The sequence below is a fragment of the Rossellomorea marisflavi genome (assembly GCF_022170785.1).
GTDB classification, from domain to species: Bacteria; Bacillota; Bacilli; order Bacillales; family Bacillaceae_B; genus Rossellomorea; species Rossellomorea marisflavi_B.
On sequence record NZ_CP081870.1, the window covers coordinates 3,501,240 to 3,515,277 of the forward strand.

Consider the following 14,038-nt stretch of genomic DNA (forward strand, 5'->3'; position numbering starts at 1 on the left):
ATACGGTGCGGTTGCTACCTGAAAGACGCACAAGAACCGTCTCCATGCGTCACACAAAAGCAAAAAGGGACGGCTCCGATACTTCCTAATGGAAGAACCCGAGCCGTCCCGTTGTATCATTCGATTGTTCGATCTTCTGTCGGGACAAGGATATCTCCTTTTGTCCCTTTTTTCAATAGAAGGTGAAGAATGGTTTTTGATAGTTTGCTTGGATGATAGGGTTTCATCAGGTAGTCGCTTGCCCCTAGGGTCAACCCCTTTTCTTTCTCATCAAGGGCGGAGGAGATGATGATCGGTATGCCCGTCAGGCTCTCTTCCTTCTTGATCTCCTCAAGCACATCCCATCCATTCAGTTTACCCCCAAGCATGATATCCAGGACAATGGCATCGGGTTGCGTCCGCTTCAGACGCTCGATGGCACTTGAGCCATTCGTCGTGTGATCCACCTGGAAGCCGCTCTCGGAAAGCTCTGTGGCAAGAAGGGATGCAAGGCTCATATCGTCTTCAATCACAAGGATGTTGTGGCCGTTCCCCTGTTCTTCCTCCTTGAACGTATCAAGGGTGATGACCGGGAGGGTGACCGTGAATGTGCTTCCTTTTCCGAGTTCGGACGACACGGTCACAGATCCGCCGTGGGCCTCGATGATTTCCTTGACGATGGTAAGGCCGAGGCCCGTGCCTCCGATCTTCCGCCGGTCTGAATTGTCAATCCGGTAGAATTTCGTGAAGAGCTTACCGATCGCCTCTTCCGGGATGCCCAACCCTTCATCGCGGATCTCGATGGAGATCCGGTCTTCTTTTTCCTTCATGAGGATCGTGACGTCCCCTCCATCCGGTGAGTATTTCACCGCATTGCTGATGAGGTTTGTGAACGCCTGCGTAAGTTTATCCCCGTCACCGAGGACGATGGTGCAATCCGTTTCCCTTCCGATCGTGAAGGTATGATGGGGTGAACTCACCTTCGTGAGATCCACGATATTCCGGATGATGTCCAGGACGTCTTCATACTTCTTCTCAAAGGTCTGTTTCCCTGATTCCATTCGTTGCACGTCAAGGAAGTCATTGATCAGGGAGGTGAGACGCTGCGCTTCCTTGTAGATGGTGTTCAAGTATTTCTTTGTCCTCTCTGGCTTCAGGTCACGGGTGAGCATGAGTTCCGTAAAGCCAAGAACACTGGCAAGAGGGGTCCGAAGCTCATGGCTGACGGTGCTGACGAACTCCGATTTCATCTGATCCACTTCGTATTCCTTCGTGATGTCACGATGGACGAAGATGGTGCCTACATGCTCCTCCTCATGGTACAGGGAGGTAGAATACACCTGGAAGACATCGCTTCCTTCTGTGAGCCTGTAGATCATGCTGTTCCCCGTTTCCTGATTGCGGATGACATTTTGGTAATAATCCTTGAGTTCATCCCCGTTCTCCACTTGGGTGACGATGCTGCAGCCCCATTTCGAATATGGAGCATCCTTCAGGGCTCCCATATCACTTCCAATGATCCTCGCAAACTTCGTATTCACCAGCAGGCTGTCGCCCATGGGGTCAACAAGCTGGATCCCTTCCTGAAGATTGTTCAGGATATCCTGATTCATATGACGGATCCGTTCGGAATCCTCATAGAGTAGGATGTTCCTCAGGGAAATGGAGATTTGCTTCGCAAACCCTTTATACTCCTGCTGTTCCTTGTCTGTGAATCCTTCACCGAAGCGACTGAACACCATGAAGGCCTCCAAATCTCCTTGAGCCGACAGGACCGGGATGAACAGGTCATAGGAGTACATCGTTTCCTCATGATAGCCTTTTTCAGACGTGACGAGCTCGCGCTTTACACAGAACGGTTCCTTGGTCTCGAATAACCGCTGATGAAGACCATTCTGGATATGGGCAAGGAACTGGCCGATGGCTTCGTTGGATACGCCGAAGGAGGCGTGGGTATCCTGGTCATCCATGAGGACGATCATCCCCCTTGGTGCGCCCATGAGGCTGCACATGCTTTTGACGATGCTTTCCAGTACCTCTTTCTTATCGAGGGAGTTGGATATCCCATTGATGAATTCGTTGCGCCGTTCAAGCTGTTCGCCTCTGTCGCGCGCAAGATGAAGCAATCGTTCCAATTCCTCCTGCTGGACTTCGAGCTCATCCTGCTGAGCTTGGAGTTCTTCATTCTGGGAGACAAGATGGTCTTCCTTTTCCTGGACGGTGAAGATCATCTTTTCAAAGGCATTTGAAAGCTGACCGATCTCATCGCGGCGATCCTTATTGAACGTCCAGTTTTGATACGTACCGGTCTCGGCGATATGCTGGGCAGAGGTTGCCACTTCTTCGAGGGGGTGACCGATCTGCTTGGCAATCGAGCGCATGATCCGCATGAGGAGAAGCAGCATGAGCAAGACGAATACCAAGAAGATCGTCTGACTCGTTGCTTCCTTGGCCCGGAGTTCTTCATAAGCTTCATCAGTGGACTGCTGGATGTTGTCATTATAGGCATCCAATTTTTCAAGAAATCCTTCTACTCTAGCAGTTCCACCACTGGCAGAGTTATCTTGGACACCCTGTTCATCGCCATCTTCCACAAGTTTAATTGTCTTGTTAACGATATCTACATAGTAGTCATAAAAATCTTCTACCTCGGAAGCGAAAGCGCGATCGTCTGCAGACTGAGAAATCTTATTCATTTCTCCTATTGTGACTTTCAACTGCTTCTCGAGGTTTCTAATGTTCTGCTTAAATTCCGGACGTTTAAACGCCACATACCCTCGCCCCTCAAAGAAGATCCGATTGAACTGCCGGTCAAGCTTCTGGGCGACTTCCTTCCGGTCATCGAGCTTGGCTTTCGTCTCATCGTATTCCACGGAAAGCCTGTGATCGTACCAGTATAAACAACCTGCTCCTATGAGGAACACGAGGATGAACCCCGTCATGAGGACGATGATCCTCCGTCTCAGACTGGAATGATAGAAATCCAGGAGTTTACCCATTCAGGATGTCTCCGATCTTCTCCATGAGTTCGACGGGACTGTAAGGTTTCGACATGAAGTAGTCAGCACCGGCGGCAAGGACAAGGTCCTTATCCGCCTGCTGATTCTTCGCCGATACCATCATGATCTTCACATCGCTCTTCCCGTGATGGTTCCGCACCTGATCGATGACCTCGAGACCCGTATAGGCGGGCATCATATAATCAAGGACAATCAGGTCGTAGTCGGTGCCGAGGATCTGGTCGATGGCTTCCTGGCCATCGGCCGCTTCGTCGATGTCATATCCTTCATCTTCCAGGGTGTCGACCATGAGCATGCGCAGCACTTCTTCGTCTTCTGCAATCAAGATCTTCGCCATGTTCATTTCCCTCCTTTTCCATACGCTTCTTGCAGAATATAATAGGAATCTTTCAGTCTCTCATGGAAGGTCGGCTCTTCCCACTCTTTCCATGAATACCGATAAAATGCAGCCGGATCCATGAAGCCGTCTTTCAGAGCAGGATAGGCGTATGATTCCTTCCCATCCGTTTCATAAAGTCCGATATTGATGGAGTCGATTTTCTTCTTGCCTTCAATTCCTGTCTTCCACATATCCCCCATGGCATCCTTCAGGCTCGGATCCTTGATGTTGAGGAGCTGCCACGGGATGCGGATTTCGGTCATATCGCCTTCTGGGGAAACGCTGATATCCGTGAGGGAATCATATTTTTCATCCCCGGGGTTCGCCGTACCGAATTGCATCTTGCCTGTTTCATAGGATTCAAACGGCAGGGTCTTGCCCTGGATCGTTAGCTCCTTATTCAGGGTCAGGCGGATCGGATGATAGACGCCGTTATCCTTCTTGCCCGCATACGGCTCCTTATCGATCATCTCTAAGAGGTTCCCATAGTGATAGTAGTAGCTGTCATAATAGCTGTCTACGAGGAGCTGGGCGGTCTGATCCCCCTTCATATGAAGGACGAAATCCACTCCTTTGGTCTTCACATCATCGACCCCCGGGATGGTCGATTGACCCTGATCCGGAATTGTATCAAAGAGAAGATAAGAGTCTTTATCTTTCACGGAATCTGTATCGACCCTCACGTATACATATCGTTCATCACTGGAAACGTAGAGGGCATGCTTACCGTCCTCGAATGCAGGTTCAATGCCCTTGAACGCCCAGTCTTCCCTGCGTCCGTCCACATGAAGGACGTCGGTGCGGTTCTTGCCTGGATCAAAGCTCAGGACGCCGAACTGCTGTTCATTCGTCTGGGCATTGGACCAGAACGGACGTCTGTCCGGGTCATCATAGTCCATCGTGTTCCATGTCCGTTTGAACCATTCATCCTGCCAGGTGAAAACCATTCCGCCGGCCAGATTCTCTTCGATGATGTCTTCAAAGAGCCTGCGGTCAATCTCACCCTGTTCTTTTTCCGAATGGTGTCCCTGATCGAGTCCGTCGACATTCCGGTGGGTCAGACCGCGGGAGCCCGGCACGCCGAATTCAGCGACGACGAGCGGCATGGTATGATGCTTCTTCATATCATTCAGATAGCCTGCATAGTTGTTCTTCTCTCCGCGGTGATCGAGATAGTTGATGTACTCCGGCTCATAGTTGAGGAAGTCCGGGTAGTACGGATAGATATGATACGATGCGAACAGTCCGGTATGGAGCTGATCCGTTGCTTTGATGACGTTCGGGTCCACCGATACCATGTCTTCCTTCTCGGAAGGTTCATACGGATGGTCAAGGAGGTCCGTGGTCACCCAGTTGGTGAAGCTGACCGGGCGTTGCCATTGATAGGTAGAGGTCTCATACGATACGGCTTCATCCATCATGGTGGAGATCCACACTTCGAATGGCTGGGCCTTTTCCGTATAGAGATACTCACCCTTGAGGTCCTTCATGCCCTTGTGTTTTTCATTCGTTGCAAGGACCACTTCCGGATCCCACTCGACCCCGAACACCCAACCGAGGACGTAAGGTGAGATATCATGGGTATAGCTCCCCGAAGCATGGCCGGGACGATCTGGAATGTCGGCATTCCCATGGATCAGATCGACCGTGCGTTTGATTTCGTCCTGGAATTCTTCGGTGTTTTCCTTGGCAAAGGCATCCTTCGTCTTCAGGAAGATCTCTTCATTCACCCACACACCATGGAAGAGGTAGAGCGGTTTTTCAGCCATCTGATTGTATTCGTAGAAAGCTTCATAGAACTCCGGCGGATGGATTGTGTAGACCCGGAGGGAGTTGGCATTCATGGCCCCGATCTGCTTGAACCATCTCAGATACTCTTCTTTGGTGATGGCCGTCTCGCCGGGGAAATGTCCCGGCTTCGCAATCCCCATATTGACGCCCTTGATGGTGAGATCCTTCCACTTGCCGTCCTGGTTGATCTGGACGTAATCGGATCCCACCTTGCCTGCAAGCTTGATGCCATCCTCGACTTCCGCTTTCTGCGCTTTCGCCTTTGGCGCATCTTTCTGGCGATGGATCCTCTCAAGGATTGTGTCCATCATCGGGGCATACGCCTTCCAGTAGAATGCCGTTTCTTCATCCGGTCCTGAGCGCTCCGTCCACTTCCGCCATGTCGGCAGTCCCGATGTCTGATACAGATTCGGCACGTCCGGCTGGTCGGCAAAATCACCGCTGAAGTAATAGGTTTCGAATTGGCGGTTCTCCTGGTGGATCACGGCAGGGAAGGTTGTAGGCAAATTGATCCCCTTCAGCTTATCTTTCCCCTTGTCGGTAAGGGACAGGGAATACTCTGCCAGCACCTCGTCCGGATTGATGGCTTCGACGATATCGAACCAGTAGGAATACGCAACCGACAGGTCTTCACCGAATTCTTCTTCCCCCTTCTTCGTGGTGGAGAAGATGGCTCCTTTATCGGTGATGTCATCCCCGTTTAGGATCATCAGGCGATCCGACCGGTCGACAAGGACGAAGCCGCCGCCTTTGAACGCATAGTCCTTCCCGTATTGCTCTTTATAGTTGTTGCGGACCCACTCCGGCACCTCTTCGCTTGTCATATCGGGGAAATAACGCCCGATCCACCCTGACCATTCAAGATTGAAAAGGGAGTAGAACTTACGCCTGACCTTTTCATCCGTGGGATCGGCCATGGAGTTGAACTCTGCGATGATGGTCTTCCCTTCATTCAGGGCCATGGTCTTCAAGGAATCGATTTCTTCCTCCTCGAGCCCTCCATACACCTTGGAGGAGCGGGAACCGGAGACATTTTCCGTATCCAGGTCTTCTTCATACACCCCGTATGTATCGGTGATGTAGACAGCATCATAGCCTTCGGCGGATTCCGGAACAGACGTCGGCTTCCCTTCCTTCGGGTCATAACCGATGTAGTCTGTGTCCTCCCGGTAGCTACTACCGTCGCTCTGCCTATATTTCTGCTGATTCAATAGCCACATCAGGCCTTTATGCTCCCGGTAGCTTTCATCGGGAACGGTCTTATCCACGATCATCAGGTCAAGATCTTTCTTCCCCTTCACCTGCCATACCCAGAACGGGGAGGTCAGAAGCAGGACGATTCCCAAGATGAAGATCAGGAAGCCATATCGTTTCACGTTGTTCATTTGGATACTCCTTTTCTCGCCATTTCACCCCAGCCCCGCTTCTTGCGGAGGAAGTCGATGATGCCTTCACAGCGCCAGAGCACGGTCAATGGGCGATACCAGAGGGTTTCTGTTAGGGAATAGAAGAATAGTTTCGTAATGTCAGATGCCTTCGGATATTTCCGGATCGTCCATTCCTCCAGCAGTACAGCCGACATGGAAAGGATCGAACCGTAGAAAATCGATAATAAGAATAAGAGGATGGCAAACTCCAGATACACGCCTCCGAACAGCAGCGAAACAATCATGATGAGGTAGCCCGTGAGCTCAACGACCGGTCCGAGGAACTCGATGATGAGGAAATAGGGCATACTCACCATGCCGATGGAGCCATATTTCGGATTGAACAGAAGTTTTTTATGGATCCACAGGCTCTCGAACAGTCCACGGTGCCATCTGCTCCGCTGTCTCCGCAAGTATTTCATGGACTCCGGTGCTTCCGTCCAGCTGACGGGATCCGGAACGTAGACGATTTGTTTGTCTGCCTTTTCTTCTTTCACGAATCGATGGAGCCTCACGACGAGTTCCATGTCTTCCCCCACCGTATGGGCATAGCCCCCAGCCCGGATGACCCAGCTCTTCGAGAAGACGCCGAAAGCCCCGGATACGATAAGGAGAAGGTTGTGCCGGCTGAGACCGATTCGTCCCATCAAGAACGCCCTTAAATATTCAATCACCTGCATGACGACAAGGGGAGAACGGGATAACCCGATCTTGACGATCTCTCCGCTCTCGATGTCACATCCATTGGCGATCCGTATGCTTCCGCCCGAGGCGATGACGTCCCCGTCAGATTCGATGATCGGCTTCATGACCTTCAGGAAGGCTGAACGCTCTAAGACCGAATCCCCGTCGATGGAGCAGAAATACGGGAAGTTGGACACATTGATACCTGCATTCAGGGCATCGGCCTTCCCTCCGTTTTCTTTATCCACGACAAGGAGGTTCTTATACAGCTTCGATTGATAGACCGCTTTGACGGGCTGGGTTTCGAGCTGCTGACGGATGACCCATTTGATCTTCACAAGCTGGAACGTCTCGATGAGTTTTTCGAGGGAATCGTCCGTCGACCCGTCGTTCACGATGATCACTTCGTATTCCGGATACTCAATGCTCAGGAGGGACCGGACCGTTGCCATGATCCCGACGGATTCATTATAAGCAGGCACCAGGATCGACACCGGCTTCGTCTGGGAAAGATGAAGGAGTTCTTCATACGGCTCCCAGTCGTCAAGCTGGTACGATTTCCGCAACTGGAACATGGAGATCACGAGAAGAATCGTATAAAAAGAAATAACAAGAATCATATATATGAGGACGAACCACCCGATGCCGAGCAGGACGTTTCCCCATGCGTCTGAAATGTTCATGTGATACGCCCCCTTTCCAACCATTGTTCCGCCATATCCCTGGCATACAGGTCTTCTTCCGATATGGCAATCTCCCTCAGGACCTCCTGCCCGCGCTCAAGACGCATGATGGCCTGAGCGGCCTGTGACCGCACATAGAAGGAAGCATCCCTCATCAAGCTGATGAGAAGGCCAGTCAATTCAGGATTACGCACGTACTCACACACCTTGATGGCCATGAGCCGTTCCTGCCAGGACTCTGCCTTCAGATGATCGGCGAGTGTGTCTGCCGGAAGATAATGCTCCATGGCCACGATCGCTTTCAGGGCACGAATCCGGATTTCAGATGATGCCAAGCCTAGTTTATCCTCCAAAAACCCTGCATAGCGGGGATTTCGCCTCAGGCCGATGCTGTCAATGAGGGAATGGTGCATAACATCCGGTAATTCCCCAGCAGCCTCCATGAGCCCCTCAAAGTCCGTAATGTCGAGGGCCTGAAAGAGGAGGCTGTACTCAAATTCCGTGAATACATGCTTTGGATGCATGAGGGCTTTCATGACGTCAGGGGATCCGTTTTTGATGTCGATCTTGAGGATTTGGATTTCTTCCTGTTTTGTCAGTCTGCGTGATTGATAGACCCTGTCGAGTTCGGATTTCATGGTACGCATCCCGAAGTCCTCGACCCAGTACAGGCCGTTCATCCGCATGCTCCACCGCCGGTGACGGAGATGCTTCTTGATCTCCCCGTCAAAATGGTCCTCGGCAAAGAGACGGATCCTCATAAGGATATCTTCGCTTGCGAATGTTTGGGAGAAACCAGCCATCAGCTCGATCAATGCCCTGACTTGAAGGGGATCCCTGCCCACTTCAACTTCCTCCACTCCTTCCCTGAGGAAATGGAAGATGGGAAGCTGGTATTCCTCTTTATATGCCTCTATGACATCACGTTTCTTCGTTTCTCTTGTTTTTTTCATAATGAGATAAAGAAAGATCGAGAATAAGATGATCAGGAAAATCCCGAGCATCACGACAAAAAACAACAGCTCATCTTTGAACAATGGCCTTACCTCATTCTCTTCAGTATTTGATTCAAGCGCGCCTCGAGCTCAAGAAGCTTGAAGGGCTTGGTGATGTAATCATCTGCTCCAAGCTGCAGGGATCTCGAGATATCCCGTTCGCTCCTTCTCGAAGTCAGCATGATCACTTTGTAGCGATCGGAATCCTGACGTCGTCGAAGATGTTCCAATACCTCCAGCCCATCCATCTTCGGCATCACCCCATCAAGGACGACAAGGGTCTGTTCACTGCCATGCCATTCATCATAGAGGAAGGATTCCCCGTTATCGAACGTGTTTACGTCGTAACGCACGCCCGGCTGTTGTGGGAGCTTCGCCACGATGTCACTCATCACGGTCCGGATGATGGGATCATCATCTACGATGGCCACCTTAAGGATTTTCTCATGAGAAGGGTCGAGCTTCAGGACTTCGGATCTCACCCGATTCCTGCCCCCTTCCTTCGCTTCGTACAGAGCCGTATCCGCAAGACCAAGCCAGTGCTCGAACGGTCGGCCCGGATCGGCGATCTCCGCCACTCCCGCTGAAAATGAACAGCTGAATGCTTCTCCGGCAAAGAAGGTGTGAAGGCTGAAGTCCTCGCGGAGGACATTCAATCTGGCCACTGCTTCATGGAGGGAGGTGCCGTGAAACAGGATGACGAACTCTTCTCCACCGTAGCGGAAGATGATGTCCTGCGCCCCAGTCTTCTGTTTAAGGTATCCGGCAAATTCCCTCAGCACTTCATCCCCGATCAGATGGCCATATGTATCATTCACCTTCTTGAAGTGATCGATATCCAGGATCGCCACACATAGCTGACGGTCTCCCTGATCCTTCAGTCTGGAATACGCTTGTTGAAGATATTTCCGGTTATACACATGGGTAAGCTCATCGATGAGGACGAGGGATTCGAGGTGCTTCTTCCGTTGAAGCTGGCGGTCGACCCTGACAAGGAATTCATCCATGTCCACCGGCTTTGCCATGAAATCATCGGCCCCTACCTTATAAGCCTTGACCCTGACCTCCTTGCTCCTATCGGAACTCATCATCACGGCTGGAACATAGTGGCTCTTCAAGTTCTGCTTGAAGGAATCAAGCTCTTCATCATCCGCCATATCCACATTGAGGATCGCGCAGTCAGGACGGACATCATAGTACAGACCAATCGCCTTTTCCGTACTGACGACAGGCACCACATGCCACCCTTCTGCCTCCCCCTTCTCCTTTGCTTCCATCAGAAAATGGGTATCCGTATCCATGATGAGGACAACCGGGCCGTCTCCCCTGCGCTCGTATTTCCTGGAGAAATCGGGGATTTCTCCTTCCACATGAAGATAGCAGGCTTCAATGATGTCGAAGAGTTCATCCCGTATTACATTCATACTCCAGATGCGTGAATCTTTCTCCGGGAGCCCATCCATGATGGTACTTGCCTTCTTACCTATTGCATCCAAGCCCAAAACCGATGCAGACCCTGCGAGGGAGTGGATGAAACGGTACACCTCCTCATGGGGGATTTTCTCTGCCGCTTCCCATTCCGATAGTTTCTTGCGAATATTTTCAAAGAAATGCTTTGTATACTTATCCATATATCCGTCTTCCTTTTCTCATTGATCGGCTGATCTTTCAGCCGTAGACCGTCAACATAGCTAACTAATTATACTCCTGGCAAATCATCTTATCTAGATACTTTATTAAGCATTTTTTCTTCATATGTAAGAAAAAACCTCTCACTCCCCAATGTACCAAATTCCGTAATCCTCTTCCATGAAAGAATGACTCAAACAGGGTAAAATGAGACATTTATAAGGGGTCTCCTCTTCTTTTGGAAGAATAAGGATGTTTGACCCATTAAAAAAATCGGCGCCCTATGGTACGGACGCCGATTTTCATTACCCCTCGGTGGAAACAAATTCTTCAAGTGCTTTCACTGCCTCATCCTCATCGCTTCCATCCGCAATCAGGTTGACGGAAACGCCGGTGCCGACAGCCAGGCTCATGAGTCCCATGATGCTTTTGGCATTCACTTTTTTCCCATCCTTCTCAAGGAATATATCAGATGAGAAGCGGTTTGCCTCCTGAACGAATAGTGCAGCGGGCCTTGCCTGAAGACCGGTTTTCAATTTCACTTCTATGCGTTTTTCTACCATTGGACACTCTCTCCCCTTTGTCGTCGATTACGAATGGATTTTCTCGCCCGCCCTGATTTTCTCAGCAAGCTGATCGATCTTGCGCAAGCGATGGTTGATTCCTGATTTACTGATTGTCCCTCCGGATACCATTTCACCCAGTTCCTTCAGGGTCACATCCTGATACGTCACGCGCAGCTCGGCGATTTCCCGGAGTTTATCGGGGAGAACCTGAAGCCCCACGTGCTTCTCGATGAACTTGATGTTCTCGACTTGCCTCAGTGCGGCACCGATCGTCTTATTCAGATTGGCGGTTTCGCAGTTCACAAGCCGGTTGACCGAATTCCTCATATCCCTGACGATCCGGACGTCTTCGAATCTCATGAGGGCGTTATGGGCCCCGATGACATTCAGGAACTCTGTGATCTTCTCTGCTTCCTTTAGATACGTGATGAAGCCCTTCTTGCGCTCAAGGGTCTTGCTGTTGAGCCCGAATGAGTTCATCACCTCTGACAACGCTTCGTTGTGTTCTGCGTAAAGAGAGAAGATTTCAAGATGGTAGGACGAGGTTTCCGGATTGTTCACGGATCCCCCTGCAAGAAAGGCCCCGCGCAGATAAGAACGCTTACAGCACTTCTTCTTGATCAGGTCTTCGGATATATTATGGATGAAGGTGAAGCCCTCACCGAGTATCTTCAAATCCTCCAGGATCATCTTCGAGTCTTCCTTGATCCGGACGATGTAGACGTTATTTTTCTTCAGCCTCATTTTCTTCCGGACAAGGAGTTCCACGGGGGTGTCGTATCCCTTTTTGATCAATGTGTAAATTCTTCTGGCGATGGCAGCATTCTCGGTCTGGACGTTCACCACAAGCTGCTGATTGGAAAAGGATAGTGATCCGTTCATCCGGATCAGTGCTGAAAGCTCGGCATTCGCACAGCAATCCTTCACCTCGATATTGGTAAGTTCCTTTTTCGTTTCTGACGCAAACGACATCCCCATCACCTCCTAGCAAACAACATTATTTCTCCAGTGACTCCTTCAGATATGAAAAGATCATATCGGCCACCTTCTCTGTATTATGACGCACAAGCTGGTTTTCGTAGGATAGAATATCCTCGGCCACCACTTCGAGTCCCATGGACGCCAGCTTCTCCACGTCATAATGGACAGGCTTTGCCTGCTCTTCACGATAGAGTGCCTTCACTTCTTCCGGCACCTGCTTTTTATTCACAAGCACGCAGTCGATGCACGGCACCTCCATATGATCGAAGATCGCCTTTACATGGTCACTCGCGGAGTAGTCAAGGGTTTCCCCCGCCTGGGTCATGATATTGCATATATAGAGCTTCTTCGCTTCTGACCGGCAGATTGCTTCACCGATCCCCGGTACAAGAAGATTCGGCAATATACTAGTATATAGACTTCCCGGTCCCATCACAATCAAATCGGCTTCGTCGATGGCGCGGACCGTTTCACGCAGGGGTTTAACCGAATCCGCGTCGATGAAGACACGCTTGATCCGTTTCCCCGCTTCAGGGATACTTGATTCTCCCGTCACGATGGATCCGTCCTCCATCTCGGCTTTCAGGACCACGCTCTGATTCGCAGAAGGAAGGACCTTCCCGTTCACGTTCAGGACGCGGCTCATCTCCTGGATCGCGTGGACAAAGTCCCCCGTGATCGACGTCATGGCGGCAATGATCAGATTGCCCAGTGCATGACCGGATAATTCATTTTCCGTTTCGAATCGATGTTGAAACATCTGTTCAATCAATGGCTCTACTTCAGACAGGGCCGCGAGTACGTTCCGGACGTCTCCAGGAGGAGGGATGTCCAGGCTGTCACGCAGCCGACCGGAGCTCCCGCCGTCATCTGCGACGGTCACAATGGCCGAAATATCGATCGGGTGCCGCTTCAATCCCCGGAGAAGGACAGGGAGCCCTGTCCCTCCACCGATCACGACAACCTTAGGCTGATCAGTCATGTTGTTATGCCCTTTCTCTTCTGGATGTCCCGGTGGGAAATGATGGTCTCATAATCCTCTTCAAAATGATGACCGATATACTCCGCCAAGGCGACGGAACGATGCTGGCCGCCCGTACAGCCGATGGCGATCACAAGCTGACTTTTCCCTTCCCGCTTATACTGAGGAAGCATGAAGGAAAGGAGGTCCGTCACCTTCTCGATGAACTTCGACGTCTCGTTCCACTTCAGAACATATGTCGCTACATCCTCATCGAGGCCCGTCCGTGGACGCATGGACTCGATGTAATGGGGATTCGGCAGGAAGCGCACGTCGAACACCAAATCGGCATCGATGGGAATACCGTGCTTGAACCCGAAGGAAACGACATTTACGGTGAAGATACTCTGCTTATTCACCGAGAACTCCGTCAAGATCTTCTCCCGGAGCTCACGCGGCTTCATTTCCGACGTCTTATAAATCATCTGAGCGCGACCTTTCAATTCCTCCAAAAGCTCCCGCTCCTGCTTGATTCCCTCAAGGGGAAGACCTGCAGGTGCCAGCGGATGGGTGCGGCGCGTTTCTTTGTAGCGGCGTACCAAGGCCGCATCATCGGCATCCAGATACAGGATCTGAGGCGTCACCCAGGACGTTTCCGCCAATTCATCCAGTGATTTAAAGAGGTGGTCGAAGAACTCCCTTCCCCTGAGGTCCATGACTACCGCGACTTTATTCATCTTATTACCCGACTCTTTCATCAGTTCCAGGAACTTCGGAAGCAGGGTCGGCGGCAGGTTGTCTACGCAGAAGAATCCCAGATCTTCAAAGCTCTGCATGGCAACCGTCTTGCCGGCACCCGACATCCCTGTGATGATGACTAATTGTACTTCATTTACTGAACCCGTACTCATGCTCTTCCCCCCTGTAAGGTTTCTATCTATCT

Annotated in this window: 10 protein-coding genes; all 10 read right to left on the minus strand. The window is 50.9% G+C overall.

What is annotated here, in order from left to right; translation table 11 throughout:
• Positions 1 to 116: 116 nt before the first annotated feature.
• The 10 genes from K6T23_RS18335 to rapZ all read right to left on the minus strand — a co-directional run bounded on the left by K6T23_RS18335 (position 117) and on the right by rapZ (position 14,006).
• Positions 117 to 2,978: an ATP-binding protein gene (locus K6T23_RS18335; protein ID WP_238282434.1), complete on the minus strand. Its 2,862-nt coding sequence runs from the start codon at positions 2,976 to 2,978 to the stop codon at positions 117 to 119.
• A complete protein-coding gene (locus K6T23_RS18340; protein WP_056540456.1) occupies positions 2,971 to 3,336 on the minus strand; it encodes a response regulator transcription factor in 366 nt (121 codons plus the stop codon). Before K6T23_RS18340 ends, K6T23_RS18335 begins: the two co-directional genes overlap by 8 nt.
• A gap of 2 nt (positions 3,337 to 3,338) precedes the next feature.
• Positions 3,339 to 6,554 (minus strand): hypothetical protein, encoded by a 3,216-nt coding sequence (locus K6T23_RS18345; RefSeq protein WP_238282436.1) that lies wholly within the window; start codon positions 6,552 to 6,554, stop codon positions 3,339 to 3,341.
• Entirely contained in the window at positions 6,551 to 7,963 is a 1,413-nt protein-coding gene (locus K6T23_RS18350; protein ID WP_053429140.1) for a glycosyltransferase family 2 protein, read from the minus strand. Before K6T23_RS18350 ends, K6T23_RS18345 begins: the two co-directional genes overlap by 4 nt.
• Entirely contained in the window at positions 7,960 to 9,000 is a 1,041-nt protein-coding gene (locus K6T23_RS18355; RefSeq protein WP_056540446.1) for a HEAT repeat domain-containing protein, read from the minus strand. Before K6T23_RS18355 ends, K6T23_RS18350 begins: the two co-directional genes overlap by 4 nt.
• A 5-nt stretch (positions 9,001 to 9,005) precedes the next feature.
• Positions 9,006 to 10,589, minus strand: coding sequence for a diguanylate cyclase (locus tag K6T23_RS18360; RefSeq protein WP_238282446.1), 1,584 nt, complete (start codon positions 10,587 to 10,589; stop codon positions 9,006 to 9,008).
• 303 nt (positions 10,590 to 10,892) lie between these two features.
• Positions 10,893 to 11,150: an HPr family phosphocarrier protein gene (locus K6T23_RS18365; RefSeq protein WP_048006712.1), complete on the minus strand. Its 258-nt coding sequence runs from the start codon at positions 11,148 to 11,150 to the stop codon at positions 10,893 to 10,895.
• Between the two features lie 27 nt (positions 11,151 to 11,177).
• Positions 11,178 to 12,125, minus strand: coding sequence for a DNA-binding protein WhiA (gene whiA, locus K6T23_RS18370; RefSeq protein WP_048016203.1), 948 nt, complete (start codon positions 12,123 to 12,125; stop codon positions 11,178 to 11,180).
• Between the two features lie 25 nt (positions 12,126 to 12,150).
• Positions 12,151 to 13,116, minus strand: a complete 966-nt coding sequence (locus K6T23_RS18375; protein WP_048016202.1) for a gluconeogenesis factor YvcK family protein — start codon at positions 13,114 to 13,116, stop codon at positions 12,151 to 12,153.
• A complete protein-coding gene (gene rapZ / locus K6T23_RS18380; RefSeq protein WP_056540441.1) occupies positions 13,113 to 14,006 on the minus strand; it encodes an RNase adapter RapZ in 894 nt (297 codons plus the stop codon). The genes K6T23_RS18375 and rapZ overlap by 4 nt, the downstream gene beginning before the upstream one ends.
• Positions 14,007 to 14,038: the final 32 nt, after the last annotated feature.